The 15,107-nt window shown below is 73.0% G+C and carries 14 protein-coding genes; 10 read left to right on the top strand and 4 right to left on the bottom strand.

The features are described from left to right. Positions 1-15: 15 nt before the first annotated feature. The 3 genes from glgX to AB0I72_RS17185 all read left to right on the top strand — a co-directional run bounded on the left by glgX (position 16) and on the right by AB0I72_RS17185 (position 4,092). Positions 16-2,169: a glycogen debranching protein GlgX gene (gene glgX, locus AB0I72_RS17195; protein WP_358569073.1), complete on the top strand. Its 2,154-nt coding sequence runs from the start codon at positions 16-18 to the stop codon at positions 2,167-2,169. A gap of 161 nt (positions 2,170-2,330) precedes the next feature. Next, positions 2,331-3,140 carry a pyrimidine reductase family protein gene (locus AB0I72_RS17190; RefSeq protein ID WP_358569070.1) on the top strand — a complete coding sequence of 270 codons (810 nt, stop codon included), beginning with the start codon at positions 2,331-2,333 and terminating at the stop codon, positions 3,138-3,140. A gap of 163 nt (positions 3,141-3,303) precedes the next feature. Continuing rightward, positions 3,304-4,092: a GntR family transcriptional regulator gene (locus tag AB0I72_RS17185; protein WP_358569067.1), complete on the top strand. Its 789-nt coding sequence runs from the start codon at positions 3,304-3,306 to the stop codon at positions 4,090-4,092. A gap of 93 nt (positions 4,093-4,185) precedes the next feature. Here AB0I72_RS17185 and AB0I72_RS17180 read toward each other — a convergent pair whose 3' ends face one another. Further along, positions 4,186-4,566 (bottom strand): hypothetical protein, encoded by a 381-nt coding sequence (locus AB0I72_RS17180; protein ID WP_358569064.1) that lies wholly within the window; start codon positions 4,564-4,566, stop codon positions 4,186-4,188. Between the two features lie 250 nt (positions 4,567-4,816). On the opposite strand from AB0I72_RS17180, the gene msrB reads away from it, so the two are divergent. The 3 genes from msrB to AB0I72_RS17165 all read left to right on the top strand — a co-directional run bounded on the left by msrB (position 4,817) and on the right by AB0I72_RS17165 (position 6,965). Beyond that, on the top strand, positions 4,817-5,263 hold the full coding sequence (msrB, locus tag AB0I72_RS17175) for a peptide-methionine (R)-S-oxide reductase MsrB (protein WP_358569061.1): 447 nt from the start codon (positions 4,817-4,819) through the stop codon (positions 5,261-5,263). Between the two features lie 255 nt (positions 5,264-5,518). Further along, positions 5,519-6,187, top strand: a complete 669-nt coding sequence (locus AB0I72_RS17170; RefSeq protein ID WP_358569058.1) for a phosphatidylserine decarboxylase — start codon at positions 5,519-5,521, stop codon at positions 6,185-6,187. After that, positions 6,174-6,965: a CDP-alcohol phosphatidyltransferase family protein gene (locus AB0I72_RS17165; RefSeq protein ID WP_358569055.1), complete on the top strand. Its 792-nt coding sequence runs from the start codon at positions 6,174-6,176 to the stop codon at positions 6,963-6,965. Before AB0I72_RS17170 ends, AB0I72_RS17165 begins: the two co-directional genes overlap by 14 nt. Before the next feature lie 95 nt (positions 6,966-7,060). Here the strand turns inward: AB0I72_RS17165 and hemQ are convergent, their stop codons facing one another. Together hemQ and hemG are read right to left on the bottom strand one after the other, a co-directional pair. Beyond that, on the bottom strand, positions 7,061-7,771 hold the full coding sequence (gene hemQ, locus AB0I72_RS17160; RefSeq protein ID WP_358569052.1) for a hydrogen peroxide-dependent heme synthase: 711 nt from the start codon (positions 7,769-7,771) through the stop codon (positions 7,061-7,063). Beyond that, complete coding sequence (gene hemG, locus AB0I72_RS17155; RefSeq protein ID WP_358569049.1) at positions 7,768-9,237, bottom strand: protoporphyrinogen oxidase; 1,470 nt, start codon at positions 9,235-9,237, stop codon at positions 7,768-7,770. Before hemG ends, hemQ begins: the two co-directional genes overlap by 4 nt. A 186-nt stretch (positions 9,238-9,423) precedes the next feature. Here hemG and AB0I72_RS17150 point away from each other — a divergent pair, with 186 nt between their 5' ends. Then, positions 9,424-10,506, top strand: a complete 1,083-nt coding sequence (locus AB0I72_RS17150; RefSeq protein WP_358569046.1) for a DUF4349 domain-containing protein — start codon at positions 9,424-9,426, stop codon at positions 10,504-10,506. Between the two features lie 57 nt (positions 10,507-10,563). Here AB0I72_RS17150 and hemE read toward each other — a convergent pair whose 3' ends face one another. Beyond that, complete coding sequence (hemE, locus tag AB0I72_RS17145; protein WP_358569043.1) at positions 10,564-11,595, bottom strand: uroporphyrinogen decarboxylase; 1,032 nt, start codon at positions 11,593-11,595, stop codon at positions 10,564-10,566. A gap of 275 nt (positions 11,596-11,870) precedes the next feature. Between hemE and AB0I72_RS17140 the strand changes: the two genes are divergently transcribed. The 3 genes from AB0I72_RS17140 to AB0I72_RS17130 all read left to right on the top strand — a co-directional run bounded on the left by AB0I72_RS17140 (position 11,871) and on the right by AB0I72_RS17130 (position 15,038). After that, positions 11,871-12,446 (top strand): DUF3000 domain-containing protein, encoded by a 576-nt coding sequence (locus AB0I72_RS17140; RefSeq protein ID WP_358569040.1) that lies wholly within the window; start codon positions 11,871-11,873, stop codon positions 12,444-12,446. A gap of 78 nt (positions 12,447-12,524) precedes the next feature. Next, entirely contained in the window at positions 12,525-13,787 is a 1,263-nt protein-coding gene (locus AB0I72_RS17135; protein ID WP_358569037.1) for a ribonuclease D, read from the top strand. 198 nt (positions 13,788-13,985) lie between these two features. Then, on the top strand, positions 13,986-15,038 hold the full coding sequence (locus AB0I72_RS17130) for a tetratricopeptide repeat protein (RefSeq protein ID WP_358569253.1): 1,053 nt from the start codon (positions 13,986-13,988) through the stop codon (positions 15,036-15,038). Positions 15,039-15,107: the final 69 nt, after the last annotated feature.

Here is a 15,107-nt window from a genome sequence, read left to right as displayed (position 1 = left end):
AGACTGACGACGCCAATGGTGGAAGTCTGGCCCGGTAGTTCCTATCCGCTCGGTGCGACCTTCGACGGGTCCGGCACCAATTTCTCGCTCTTCTCCGAAGCCGCCGAACGCGTGGACCTGTGCCTGTTCGACGACGACGGGGAGGAGACCCGCCTCTCCTTGACCGAATACGACGGATTCGTCTGGCACGGATACCTTCCCGGCGTCGGTCCGGGACAGCGGTACGGATACCGCGTCCACGGCCCCTACGCGCCCGAGCACGGTCTGCGGTGCAACCCCAGGAAACTGCTCACCGACCCCTACGCCAAGGCGCTGAACGGCGAACTCACCTGGCACGAGTCCCTGTTCAGCTACCACTTCGCCGACCCCGCGCGCCGCAACAACGCCGACAGCGCGCCCTACGTGCCCAAGTGCGTGGTGGTGAGCCCGTTCTTCGACTGGGGCAACGAGTCCCGGCCCAGCACGCCCTACCACCGCACGGTCATCTACGAGGCCCACGTGCGCGGCCTGACCATGCGCCACCCCGGGATCCCGGAGCACCAGCGGGGCACCTACTCCGGGCTGGCCCATCCCGCGATGATCGACTACCTCACCTCGCTCGGGGTGACGGCGGTCGAGCTCATGCCCGTCCACCACTTCGTCCCCGAGCACGCCATGGTCGCCCGCGGGCTGACCAACTACTGGGGCTACAACACCCTGGCCTTCCTGGCCCCGCACAGCGGCTACGCGGCGCTCGGGTCGCGCGGCCAGCAGGTGCAGGAGTTCAAGGCGATGGTGAAGTCCCTGCACGAGGCGGGCATCGAGGTCCTGCTCGACGTGGTGTACAACCACACCGCCGAGGGCGACCACATGGGCCCCACCCTGTCGCTGCGGGGCATCGACAACCTGAGCTACTACCGGGTCAGCGACGAGGACCAGCGCTACTACCTCGACTACACCGGCTGCGGCAACAGCCTCAACGTGCGCCATCCGCACTCGCTCCAGCTCATCATGGACTCGCTCCGGTACTGGGTCCTGGAGATGCACGTGGACGGCTTCCGCTTCGACCTCGCCTCCGCGCTCGCGCGGGAGTTCCACGACGTGGACCGCCTGAGCACCTTCTTCGACATCGTCCAGCAGGACCCGGTGATCTCGCAGGTCAAGCTGATCGCCGAGCCCTGGGACGTGGGCCCGGGCGGTTACCAGGTGGGCAACTTCCCGCCGTTGTGGACCGAGTGGAACGGCAAGTACCGGGACACGGTCCGCGACTACTGGCGGGGCCAACCGGTGCTGGGAGAGCTCGCCTCCCGTCTGGCCGGGTCGAGCGACCTGTACCAGGACGACGGCCGCCGCCCCGTCGCCTCGATCAACTTCATCACCTGCCACGACGGCTTCACCCTGGCCGACCTGGTCTCCTACGACCACAAGCACAACGAGGCCAACGGCGAGGGCAACCGGGACGGCACCGACGACAACCGGTCCTGGAACCACGGTGTGGAGGGTCCCACCCGCGACCCCGAGATCATCACCCTGCGCCGACGCCAGGTGCGCAACTTCCTCACCACCCTGTACCTGTCGCAGGGCGTGGTGATGCTCTCGCACGGGGACGAGGTGGGCCGCACCCAGGACGGCAACAACAACGCCTACTGCCAGGACAACGAGATCTCCTGGATCGACTGGAAGGGCGCCGGTCTGGACGGGGAGGAGCCCGACAACGACCTCCTCGACTACGTACGCGTCCTGGCGCGTCTGCGTCGCGACCACCCGGTGTTCCGCCGGCGCAGATTCTTCCGCGGCAGTCCGGTGGAGGGCGGGCGCGGCGACGGTCGGGTGCTGCCCGACATCGTGTGGCTGCGTCCGAACGGCAAGCCGATGTCGGGCCCGGACTGGAACTCGACCCGGCAGGCCCTGGGCGTGTTCCTCAACGGGGACGCCATCACCGAACCGGACCCGCGCGGGCGGCGCATCCGCGACAGTTCGTTCCTCCTGCTGCTCAACAGCGGCGCGGAGGCGGTGGACTTCACCGTGCCGGGCACCGAGTACGGGATGGCGTGGGAGACGGTCCTGGACACCGCCGAGCCGGACGTGTCCGGACGTCCGTCCGTGGCCGCCTCCGGCCCCGTCCGGGTGATCGACCGGGCGCTGGTGCTGCTGCGCCGGGTCTCCCACCGGCACGGGCGCACCCCCTGAGCGGGGCCGGTCGACCGCGTGGTGGCGCCGTCCCGGCGCGAACGCCTCGGCGAGGCCGCCGAGACCCGGCGGTGGACGGCTCCGGGCGGTTCAGGGCTCGGCGGCCGACACCGCGGCCGGTCCGGCGGGCCTCGGAGCCGGAACGCCTACGCTTGGTGACCATGCCGTCGAACACCCCGAACACCCCGAACACCGCGCCCTCCGGCCCCGGCCCGTTCCGTCAGCTCCTGCCCGAGCCCGGCGCCGACGTGGACCTGGCCACCGCGTACGCCTACCCCGACGACCTCGACCGTCCGTTCGTGCGCGCCAACATGGTCTCCAGTGTGGACGGAGGCGCCATCGGGCCGTCCGGGCGCAGCCGCGACCTGTCCTCCGCCCCGGACCGGAGGGTGATGGGCGTCCTGCGCGGTCTGTGCGACGTGGTGCTGGTGGGCGCGGCGACCGCCCGCGTCGAGGGGTACGCGCCCGTCCGCCCGCGTGAGGTCTGGGAGCCGCTGCGGCGCGGGCGGCCCGGAACCCCGCCGATCGCGGTCGTCTCCCGCACCCTCGACCTCCCCGAGGCCCTGCTGACCTCGGCGCCCGAGGACGCCCGAACCATCGTGTTCACCACGGCGTCCGCGCCCAGGGAGCGCCGCGAGCGGGTCCGCGCGTGCGCCGACCTCGTCGTCGTCGACGGTCTGTCCGTGGGGCCCGAACACGTCGTGAACGCCCTCGGCGAGCGGGGGCTGTTCCGGGTGCTGACCGAGGGCGGTCCGCATCTGCTGGCGGAGTTCGTCGGAGCCGGGCTGCTGGACGAGCTGTGCCTCACCCTCAGTCCGCGCGTGTTGGGGTCGGGCGCACCGCGCGTCGTGGCCGGGGGCCCCGGGACGCCGGGCGCCCCGACGCGGGCGTCGGTCAGGAACACACCCGTGCGCATGGCGCACCTCCTGGAGGCCGAGGAGAACCTCTTCGCGCGTTACGTTCGAGAATAGGGAGGTCTTTGGGGCCGGACCGTATCCGGTTGGTTTCGGCTGCCCCACAACCACGCATGAATCGCCCCGCAACCGGACATACCCGATGTGTGCCATCCACTGGAAACACCCCCATTGGACACACCGCGACGGGGCTTACCGGCTTGGCCCCCCGGGCGAGAGGATGAACGTAGTGCCGACGTCCGACAACGGGTCCCCTCCGGTCTACCGGGAGATAGCCGAGGAGCTACGCGGGCAGATCCGCTCCGGGCGGTACGCCGACGGCGACCGCCTTCCCGGGGAGAACACCCTGATGGAGCGCCATGGCGTCGCACGGGCCACGGCACGCCAGGCGCTCTCCGTGCTCATCAACGAGGGTCTGGCCGTGGCGGTGCGCGGCTCGGGCATCTACGTCCGGCTCTTCCGGCCCGTCCGCAGGCACGGCGCGCGCCGCCTGTCCAAGGACCTGTGGGGCAGCGGGAGGGCGATCTGGCAGACCGACAGCGAGGACCGCGGCTACGAGGTCGACTCCCTCGACGTCGACGAGACCGTGGCGCCCGAGCACGTGGCCCGCGCGTTGGAACTGCCCGGGGGAGCCCGGGTGCTCCGCCGCTCCCGGCGCTACCTGGTGGACGGCAGGCCCGTCCAGAGCGCGGTCTCGCACTTGCCGCTGGCCGTCCTGGAGGCCCGGGGCGACTCCCCCGCCGCCCGCCGCGTGCGCGAGCACGACACCGGCCCCGGCGGGATCTACGCGCGGCTGGCCGACCTGGGGCACGCGCCCGCGCACTTCACGGAGGAGATCCGGGTCCGCATGCCCACGCCCGAGGAACGGTCCGACCTCGAACTCAGCGCGGGCACGCCCGTGCTGGAGGTGGCCCGCACCGCGCTGACCGGCGGGCACCGCCCGGTCGAGTTCAACGAGATCACCATGGACGGGTCGGCCTACGTCCTCCAGTACGACTTCGACGCCTGAGCCGCGCGCCCCTCCGCCCCCGCGCCGCCCCGTCGAGACCGGCCGACGCCACGCGAGGGGAGGGGCGCGTTCGCGCCCCTCCCCTCCGTTCTCTCAGTGACCACTCCGCCTGGAGGCGAACACCAGATACGTCAGGACCAGCAACACCAGCCCCACCGCGATCGCCCCGGCGGCCGCGAAGGGCAGACTGCCGGACGCCGTCATCGCCCATCGGGCGACACCGAGACCGAGGACGAGCGCGACGGCCAACGCGCACGCCGCCACGACCGTGACGAAGGCGAGCAGCTTCCCGTCGTTCCACGGCTCCGGCCTGGCGGCGTCGATCCGCGCCACGGCGACGCGCGCGCCGAGCTCCGTCGCCCAGCGCAGTTCCCGGCCCACGGTCGCCGCGCCCGCGGCGACCGATCCGGGCCAGGCCCTGACGCCCGCGGTGGCCTGATCCAGCCACCACAGTCCGTATCTGAATCTCCCCACGCGCAGTGGTCGCCTGCTGACTCCGAGTGCTTGCTGTGCCGTAACCACCATCTCACCTGCCCCGGCGCACATCGACCACTGACCCTGTTTGAGGCCTACCCCTGGCTTTGACGACCGAACGTGACCCAGGGGGAGGTTAGGTGTATATGGCCCTTAGGAAGGATTTGCCCCACTACAGATAGTGATGAGCGTTCCTTCCGAAACGCAGTCGAGGCGGCATCCGAGCCCGATTACCGGTAGCGTCGTCACCATGGCTGACGCAGCGGAACAGGGCGCCAACGGCGGGGCCCCGAGGATTCCCCAGACCGACGCGGAGTGGCGTGAGCGACTCAACGCGCAGGAGTACGCCGTACTCCGGCGGGCGGGCACCGAACGCCCGTGGAGCGGCGCCTACGTCGACACCAGGACCACCGGCGTCTACCAGTGCCGGGGGTGCGGAACCGAGCTGTTCCGCTCCAGTGAGAAGTTCGACTCGCACTGTGGCTGGCCCAGCTTCTACGACCCGGCCGACTCCGCCGCCGTCACCCTGCACGAGGACGCCTCCCTCGGCATGGTGCGGACCGAGGTGCGGTGCGCGACCTGCGCCTCCCACCTGGGCCACGTCTTCCACGGTGAGGGGTACGACACCCCCACCGACGCCCGGTACTGCATCAACTCCGTCGCCCTGACCCTGGAGCCCGCCGACCCGACGCAGTAGGTTGGCGTACCATCCTGGTTCCGGACACACGCGGGAGTACCCTCCCCAGCCAACGGCGGGTCGGCACCCACGCCCCGTCGGCGTCGGATCGGGGATAATCGCCTCCAGCGCACCAACGGTCGGCTCCGCCCACCCGCGGGGCGCCGCGCGGAGGAGACCCACCCGGTCTCCGCGCACGCGCCCCGCACCGCCGGACAGCCCCGCGGTGGTGTCCGGGGTGCGGACGAACCGACCGACCCGTGACGAAAGCGCTCGATGACCGACGACTCACCTTCCACAGCCGCCTCCCCACGCACTCCGGCCCGGCCGCGCCTCGGCATGGCCCAGGGGTCGGCGCCCTGGCTGCTGCCCGCCCTCGGCGCGGCGGGCGCCGCCGTACTGGCCGCCCGGGGATCCCGCCGACGCGCGGCGGCCGCCGTTCCGGTGATCGCCCTGGCCGCGGGCATGACGTGGTTCTTCCGCGACCCCGAGCGGGGCCCCGCCACCGGCCGCCTGATCTCCGCGGCCGACGGCGTCGTCCAGAGCATCGACCGCCAGTCCGACGGCCGGACGCGGGTGGCGGTGTTCATGAACCCCCTGAACGTGCACGTCAACCGTGCACCCCTCTCCGGAGTGGTCACCCGGGTCGAGCACCGCCCCGGGGGTTTCCGCCCCGCATTCGACAAGGACAGCGAGCGTAATGAGCGCGTCATCTGGACCCTTGAAACCGAGATCGGTGAGGTCACGGTCGTTCAAATCGCCGGCGCGATGGTCCGGCGTATCGTCCCGTATCTCGCTGCGGGGCAGAAGGTCGAGCAAGGCGAGAGGATCGGTCTCATCCGGTTCGGGTCGCGGGTCGACGTCTACCTTCCGTCCGGGGTCGCCCCGGCGGTGGAGGTCGGCCAGAAGGTCCGTGCCGGAGAAACCCGTCTTGACGCCGACTGAGCGAGCGCTCCTGGAGCCCGACACCGCGGCCCCGGCCGACGCCCCCCGTCTCCGACTGGGCGTGGCCGACTACCTGACGCTGGGCAACGCCCTGTGCGGCTTCCTCGCGGTGTGGGCGCTGGCCGCCGCGCAGTCGGCGCACGCCGCCTCGGGTGTCGGCGGGCCCCTGCCCAAGGCCGCCATGGCCACGGTCGTCGGACTGATGCTGGTGGCCGCCACCCTGGACGTCCTCGACGGTCGCGTCGCGCGCAAGCTCGGCGGCAGCGGCATGGGCGCCGAACTGGACAACCTCGCGGACGTGATCAGCTTCGGATTCGCCCCGGCGTTCTTCTTCGTGGTGTGGGGTGTGTTCTCCGGCGGTCCGGCCGTGCTGCCGGTCGTCGCCGGGGGCGCCGTCCTGCTGGCGGTCATCGTGCGCCTGGCGCGCTTCTCCTGCCAGGCGCCGGGGGCCGCCTACTTCACCGGGCTCCCCTGCCCGTTCGGCGCGATGGCGGTGGTGACCGTGGTCCTCATGGACCCGCCGCTGTACGCGGGCGTCTGCGCCGTGCTGCTCATCTCCTGGTTGATGGTGAGCCGGATGGAGTACCCCAAGCCGCGCGGCCGCAAGATCTACGCCGTGCTCGGCTCCCTGGCCACCGGTGTGGCCCTCATGGCCGCCTGGGGGGTGGGCCTGCCCGCGGGCGACGTGCTCATCTACCTCATGAGCGCGGTGGTCCTGGGCTTCATCGTCACGATCCCGTTCTACGTCCTGGCGACGCGCAGGTCGGCGGGGCGCTGAGCCGATCGCGAGGCACCCGGACGCGACGTGCCCCGGGCGGGTCCCCGCCCGGGGCACGGTCGTCCCGGCACGGGCCCGGGGCGCGTCGGCGCCGGTTACGGCAGGGCGTCGACGAGCTCGGCGACGCTCCGGCGGCGCCCCGTGTAGAACGGCAGCTCCTCACGGGTGTGCAGACGGGCCCTGGCGCCGCGCAGGTGCCGCATCAGGTCCACGATGCGGTGCAGCTCGTCGGCCTCGAAGGCCAGCAGCCACTCGTAGTCGTTGAGGCCGAAGGAGGACACGGTGTTGGCGCGCACGTCCGGGTAGGGGGCGGCCATGCGGCCGTGCTCGGCGAGCATCGCGCGGCGCTCGTCGTCGGGCAGCAGGTACCACTCGTAGGAGCGCACGAACGGGTACACGCACAGGTGGTCGCGCGGCTCCTCACCGGCGAGGAAGGCGGGCACGTGGCCGCGGTTGAACTCCGCGGGCCGGTGCAGGCCCACGACCGACCACACCGGGGTGCTGGCGCGGCCCAGGCGGGTGCGGCGGAAGGCGGTGTACATCTCCTGGACCTGCTCGGAGGTCTCGGCCACCCACCAGAACATGATGTCGGCGTCCGCGCGCAGACCCTGCACGTCGTAGCTTCCGCGGGTGGTGATCCCGCGCTCGGCGGACTTGTCAAGGAGGGTCTGGAGCTCGTCGGCCGCCGCGGCCCGGTCGACTCCGTCGAGGCCCTCGACCTTGAAGACCGACCACATGGTGTAGCGGATGAGCGCGTTCAGGTCGGTGCCGTCCTGGTCGACGGCGGTGTTCTGCTGGCCCGTCACGGGTTGACTCCTTGCTCGTTCGTTCCTTCGGCGTCGCCGCCGGGGGCGGTGTGACTGTTCGGGGGGAGGGTGCGCACCAGGCGCTCGGCCGCGCGGCCCGCGTCGGCCACGCACGCGGGGATGCCGACGCCACCGTAGGCGGCGCCGCACACCCCCAGGCCGGGGTGCCGGTCGACGGCGGCGCGGATCCGGTCGACCCGTGCGGTGTGGCCGACCCCGTACTGCGGGATGCCGTTCCACCAACGGGTGACCCGGCTCCGCACGGGGGGGCCGGCCAGCCCGGTCACCGTGGCCAGGTCGGCGGCGGCGACCGCGGTCAGTTCCTCGTCGGAGCGCTCCAGGGCCGCGGTCTCGCCGCCCCGGCCGATCGAGCAGCGCACCACGACCAGGTCGTCGCCGGGGTTGGCCGCGCGCAGCTCGTCGGCGATCCACGGCCACTTGTTGCTGGAGAAGGTGGCCGCCTTGATGGTCAGCCCCTCCCCCGCCGGGACGAGGAAGCCGCTGCCGGACAGCGGCCCCGGGAAGGCCGAGGCGGGCAGCACGAGGGTCACCAGGGCCATGCTCGCGTACTCGACGGCGGACAGCTCGCGCGCGGCCTCAGGCACGTGGTCGGCGAGCAGCCGGGCGGCCTCGGGCGCGGGGCAGGCCAGCAGGACGGCGTCGCAGTCCAGCCGGTCGCCCGTGCTCAGGTGGACCCGCCAGCCCTCCGGCAGGCGCCCCAGCGCGTCGGCCCGCGTGCCGGTGCGCACCCGGTCGCCGTGCCGCTCGGCCAGCGCGCCGACGAGTCCGGCGATCCCTCCGCGCAGCGACGCGAACACCGGCCCGGCGGAGGTGGGGGCGGCGCCCCGGCCCGCGAGGCTGGCGTGCACCGCGCGCATGAGGGAGCGGTCCTCGCGCGCCATGGGAGCGATCTGCGGCAGCGCCGCGTCGAGGGAGAGCCGGTCGGCCCGCCCCGCGTACACGCCGCCGAGCAGCGGTTCGACGAGCCGGTCGACGACCTCGTGCCCCATGCGCGTCCCGACGTAGGAGGCCACCGGCAGGTCGCCGCGTACGGGCGTGCGCGGCCACACCAGGTCCAGCCCGGCGCGCAGGGTCCCCCTCCAGCTGAGCACTCCGCTGCGGGCGAGTGCGCGCAGGTCCCCGGGCACCCCCATGAGCTGGCCCTTGGGCAGCGGCCGGATCCTGCCCCGGGTGTAGATCGCGGCGGAGCCGGGGCCGGGGTGGACGACGCGGTCGGCCAGGCCGAGTTCGGTGATGAGGTCGAGGGCCTCGGGGCGGCGGGCGAGCACCGACTCGGCCCCGGCGTCGACGGACACTCCCGCCACGGGCGAGGCGTGCAGCTTGCCGCCGGGCGTGTCCGCGGCCTCCACCACGGTGACGGCGGCTCCGAACCCGGTGAGGCGGTGGGCGGCGGTGAGTCCGGAGACCCCTCCCCCGACCACGACGACGTGCGGTGCTTCTGCCATGCCCCCAGCTTTCCAGATGCCGCGGGTCACACCGACCCGCCGTCCCCGAAACGCGGTGGTGCTCCCGTGCGCCGCGCGGCTCCCGCGTCCCGCCCGTCCCGTGTGCGGTCCGATCCGCGACCCCGTCGTTGCGCCGTCGTTATCCGAAGACCGAAACGCCCGCCCCGCGCCCCACGTCGAAGGGTCATGAGAGCAACCACTTTCCCCCAGCGGTGGCGTATGACGGTGGCCGGCCTGTCCACGGGTCTGGCCGTTCTCCTGGTGACCTCCTGCGGCGCGGCCGGTTCCGACTCCATGACCGCGGACGAAGCGGGCGCGTCGGCGCACGGGCGGGCCGAGAGCGCCGCCGTGGACGAGGGTGCGGCGGCGGACGTGGGCGCCCAGGCCGAGGAATTCGAGGAAGGGGCCGGGGACGGCGCGGGCGCGCTCGGCTCCGGCGTCGAGGACGCGAACCGCGACCTGATCCACACGGCGACCATGAGCGTGCGCGTCCAGGACGTGGAGGAGGCCGCTCAGCGCGCCGCGGAGCTGACCGTCGAGGCGGGCGGCTACGTGTCCTCCGAGCAGCTGTCGACCCCCGTCGGCGAGTCGCCCACCGCGACGCTGACCCTGCGCGTCCCCGCCGAGGACTACGAGGACGCGCTGACCGACCTGGCGGAGCTGGGCGACCGGTCCTCCCTGGAGCGCTCGGTGGACGACGTCACCGAGGAGGTCGCCGACGTCGAGAGCCGCATCGCCTCCGCCGAGGCGGCCCTGGAGACGCTGCGCGGATACCTGGAGGAGGCCGAGAACGTCGACGAACTGCTGCGTGTCGAACAGGAGATCCAGTTCCGCCAGTCGGAGCTGGAGGCCTTCCAGGCGCGGTTGGAGACGCTGGACAACCAGACTGCCTACTCCACGGTGCACCTGAGCCTGGACAGCCCGGACACCTACGTGGACGGCCCCTCCGGCGAGGCCGTCGGGTTCCTGGAGGCCCTGGAGCAGGGCTGGGGCGCCCTGGCGGCCGTCGCCCTGTGGACCGCGGTCATCGCGGGCTGGGCGCTCCCGTTCCTGGTGATCGCCGCGGTGGTCGGCCTCCCGCTGTGGTGGTACCTCAGGCGGCGCGCCCGCGCCGCGCGGGCCGCGCGCGAGGACGGCGCCACGGACCGGACCGACACGACGGCCGGCGGCGCCACCGACCGCGACGCCGGAGGTGACACCGACGGCGACGCGAACGCCACCGGGGACGGCGACGATGCCGGTTCACCGGGCCGGAACGGGTCGGACTAGGCGGCCCCGGGGCGGGTCAGCCCGCACGGGCTGACCCCGCGTCGGGCGGCCCCGCGGTCAACCGGCGGTCTGCTCGTGCACGTAGGCGGTCAGGCGCGTGAGCATGTCCGGGTCGGTGCTCGGCAGGACCCCGTGGCCCAGGTTGAACACGTGGCCCTCGGCGGCCCGTCCCCGGGACAGGATGTCGCGGGTCCGTCCGGCGACGACCTCCCACGGTGCGAACAGCGTCGCCGGGTCCAGGTTGCCCTGGAGGGTCTTGCCGGGCCCCACGCGGCGGACCGCCTCGTCGAGCGGCACCCGCCAGTCGACGCCCACGACGTCGGCGCCGGCCTCGCCGAGGAGGCCGAGCAGCTCGCCGGTGCCCACGCCGAAGTGGATGCGCGGCACGTCGTACTCGGCGAGCTGGCCGAAGATCCACGAGGTGTAGGGCAGCACGGAGGAGCGGTAGTCCTCGGCGCTGAGCGCGCCGACCCAGGAGTCGAACAGCTGCACGGCGCTGGCGCCCGCCTCCACCTGGGTGCGCAGGAAGCCCAGGGTGATCGCGGCCAGTCGGCGCATGAGCTCGTCCCAGAGCTCGGGCTCGCCGTACATGAGCGCCTTGGTGTGCTCGTGGTTCTTGGACGGGCCGCCCTCGATGAGGTAGGAGGCCAGGGTGAACGGCGCGCCCGCGAAGCCGATGAGCGGCGTGTCGCCCAGCTCGCCGACGAGCTGCCCGACCGCCTCGGTCACGTAGGGCAGGTCACCGGGCTCGATCTCGCGGAGCCGCTTGAGACCGGGCGCGTCGCGGATCGGCTCGGCGACGACGGGGCCGACTCCCGGCTTGATGTCGAGGTCGATGCCGACGGCCCGGAGCGGGACGACGATGTCGCTGAAGAAGATCGCGGCGTCGACGCCGTGGCGTCGCACGGGCTGCAGCGTGATCTCGGTGATCATGTCCGGGCGCGAGCACGCCTCGAGCATGGGCACGTCGGCGCGGACCCGGCGGTACTCGGGCAGGGAGCGCCCGGCCTGGCGCATGAACCACACCGGGGTGTGGGACACGGGCAGCCCTCGGCAGGCGCGAAGGAAGGGAGAGTCTTGAAGCGTCACACCTCGATCGTGCCATGCCCGTTCCGGTGCTCTCGCTCGGATCGCCGGACCGTGACCCGGACGGGCCCGGAATCCGGTGTGTCGGCCGGCGCCACGGTCCCAAGATCATCACAAAACACCGACACGCCGTGCGAACTCCGTACCGACGAAGGTGACTCGTGCCACGGTCGGTTCCGTTCCCATCAACCGACCCGCGCCCCGGTGTCGGTCGGCTGGCTATGCCCGAACGACCCCCGGGACGTGATCACCACAAGATGAAGGCTGACGTTTCCACCATGCCTGATGTCGGTAGCGCCGAGAACGCGCACGAGACGTTCCGGCGAGCGGTCGAGGCGCTGCACGGCCCCTCCGTGCGCCCGGAGATCGCCGTACGGGAGATCCCCGCCCCCCAGCGGCTGGCCCCCCACGCGGCCGCCGTGTCGGCCGAGGTGACCGTCCAGGGCGAGGAGATCGCCTGGGGGCGGCTCATCGTCCTGTACGACCCCGAGGGCACCCGCGACTGGCCCGGGCCGTTCCGGGTGGTGTGCCAGGTCAACTCCGAGCTGGAGTCGGAGATCGCCACCGATCCCCTGCTCGGACCGGTCGCCTGGAGCTGGCTCACCGACGCGTTGGACGCGCACGGGGCCGCCCACCACACACTCAGCGGCACGGTCACGCGGGCCACGACGGAGGGGTTCGGCACCAAGTCCGGCGAGGGCGCCACCACGGAGGTGGAGATGCGCGCCTCCTGGACGCCGGAGTCGGAGCAGCTGTCCGCCCATGTCAACGCCTGGTTGGCGCTGCTGGCCTCGGCCTCGGGACTGCCTCCCCTGGACGTCGCCGACATCGCCCGGCAGCGCTCCCGGTCCTGAGCCCGACCAGGGCCGTCCCAGGCCGGTGGGAGCGGTCCTCGTTCCGCGTCCGGTGGCCGCAGCGCATACCGTAGTGGTGTGGCGAACGCGTTGAACTCCAAGACAGAACCTCACGAACCAGGAAACGACGACGCTGAGAGGGCGCCTCTGCTGCGGGAGCCGCGTGAGGGCCTGCCCGACGTCACCTCCGACGCCGACGCGCTCGCCGGTGTGGTCGCGGCCGTCTCCGCCGGGACGGGCCCGGTGGCGGTGGACGCCGAACGCGCCTCCGGGTACCGGTACGGCCAGCGCGCCTACCTGGTCCAGCTGCGCCGGGAGGGTTCCGGTTCGGCGCTCATCGACCCGATCGCCTGCCCGGACCTGGGCGCGCTCGACGCGGCGCTGGACGGGACCGAGGTGGTCCTGCACGCCGCCCACCAGGACCTGCCGTGCCTGTCGGAGGTCAACCTGCGCCCGCGCAGGCTGTTCGACACCGAGCTCGCCGGTCGGCTGCTCGGGTACCAGCGCGTGGGGTTGGGGTTCATGGTGGAGCGCCTGCTGAACGTGCGCCTGGCCAAGGAGCACTCCGCCGTGGACTGGTCCCAGCGGCCCCTGCCCGAGGACTGGCTGCGCTACGCCGCGCTGGACGTGGAGATCCTCATCGAGCTGCGGGACGCGCTGGAGGAGGAGCTGGCCGAGACCGGCAAGCTGGAGTGGGCGCGCGAGGAGTTCGCGGCCGTGCTCGCGACCCCGCCGAAGGAACCGCGGCCGGATCCGTGGCGCCGGACGTCGGGCATCCACCGGGTGCGCAACCAGCGTTCCCTGGCCGCCGTGCGTGAGCTGTGGTACGAGCGGGACCGCATCGCCCAGGAGCGGGACGTCTCGCCCGGTCGGGTCCTGCCGGACGCCGCGATCGTGGAGGCCGCGGCGGCGATGCCGCGCACCTCCGGTGAGCTGGCCGGGATACGGCAGTTCGGGATCAAACTGGCGCGTCGCTACCTCACCACGTGGATCAGGGCCGTCAACCGGGCACGGGACATGCCCCAGACCGAACTCCCGCGCCCCAACGCGCCGGGCGACGGGCCGCCGCCGGTGAACCGGTGGTCGGACCGGGCGCCGGAGGCGGCGCGGCGGCTGGAGGCGGCGCGCGCGACGGTCACGGGGATCGCCGAGGACGTGGTGATGCCGACGGAGAACCTGCTCCTGCCGGACACCGTCCGGCGGCTGGCGTGGGCGCCGCCGCGGTCGGTCGACGCCGACTCGGTGGCCGCGTTCCTGCGCGAGCGCGGCGCCCGGGACTGGCAGGTGGGACTGACCGCGGAAGCCCTGGCCACGGCCCTGTCGGGAGCCGAGAAGGGCTGATTTTTACCCCCGCTTCACCCACTTAACCCCAACGTGACCGAACTCACCCCAAACGAGGGGTGGTTCACGCCTGTTCTCGCGCTGCGTGTCCGATTATGTTATGGAAATGTGCCCCGAACACCGGGGGGCTCTTGGTGAAGGCGACGATCCGCGGCGGTGTCCGCCGCGGGCGGCGATCAGGGAGATGTGGTGAGTCTGCTGGCGTTCTGGCGTGCGCTTCTGCGCGAAACCGGCCTGTCCCGAGCGGACAGGACGCGCCCGGCGTATACCGCGGCGCCCGCTCCCGTGGGCCCGTCCGAGGACCCGGCGGACGAGTACGTGCGCGTGGTGAGCGCGGCCGGGGTCTCCGTCGCGGGCGCCGAGGTCGACTCGGGGTACGCGACGGCCACCGAGACCGCCGAGCCGCTGCCGCGCCGTCCGGTCCCACGGACCGCCGGGCCCGCCCGTGCCACCGCCCCCGCCCCGACCGCCCAGTCCGGGGGCAGGCGCGCGGCGTCGTTGGAGCGCACCCTCCAGTCGCTCGTGGAGCGGCACGGCACCGAGCACCCGGACACCATCACCGCACGCAACAACCTCGCGACCAAGTACGCGCAGATGGGGCGGCGGCAGGCGGCCGTGCAGCAGTTCCAGCTGGCGCTGGGCGAGGCCGTGTCGGTGCACGGGGACGAGCACCCGCGCACCGAGATCATCCGCGAGAACCTGGCCTGGGCGCTGGAGGACGCGGGTCAGCCCACCGAGGCCGCCGCCCAGTGGGAGATCCTGCTGCGCGAGCGCGAGGAGCAGTTCGGCCCGGCCGACGAGGACACCGTGGAGGCGCGCAGCCACCTGGCCGCCTGCTACCGGCGCGACGGTCGGCTGGACGCCGCGATCGCCCACTACGAGCGGGCGATCGTGGACGTGGCCACGACCGAGCGGCGGGAGGAGCTCCGGTTGGGGCTGAGCATGGCGCTGAGCCTGGCGGGTCACTGCGAGGCCGCCATCGGGCAGCTGCGCACGGTGCTGCTGGCCCGTCGCCGCCGCCTGGGCAAGGGCCACCTGGACACGCTCGGCGTGCACCACCGGCTCGGCCGGGCGTTCACGCAGGCGGGCCGCCCGGACGAGGCGGTCGAGGTGCTGCGCGACGCCTACCGCGTGGCGCTGAACTCCTCGGGCGACCCGGAGGTGCGGCGGCTGACGCTGCGGCTGCGGCGCGACCTCGCGGGCGCCTACAACGCCGCGGGCCGTCCCCGCGAGGCGGACGCCCTGCTCTGAGCCCGATGACGCGGGGGCGCGCGGATCCGGTCCGCGCGCCCCTCTCCCGTGTTCCCGGACCCGTCCCTT

The organism is Nocardiopsis sp. NPDC049922 (genome assembly GCF_040660275.1).
GTDB lineage: Bacteria > Actinomycetota > Actinomycetes > Streptosporangiales > Streptosporangiaceae > Nocardiopsis.
The sequence above is the reverse complement of the archived record's forward strand: the minus strand, read 5'-3'. Positions and strand labels throughout refer to the sequence as shown.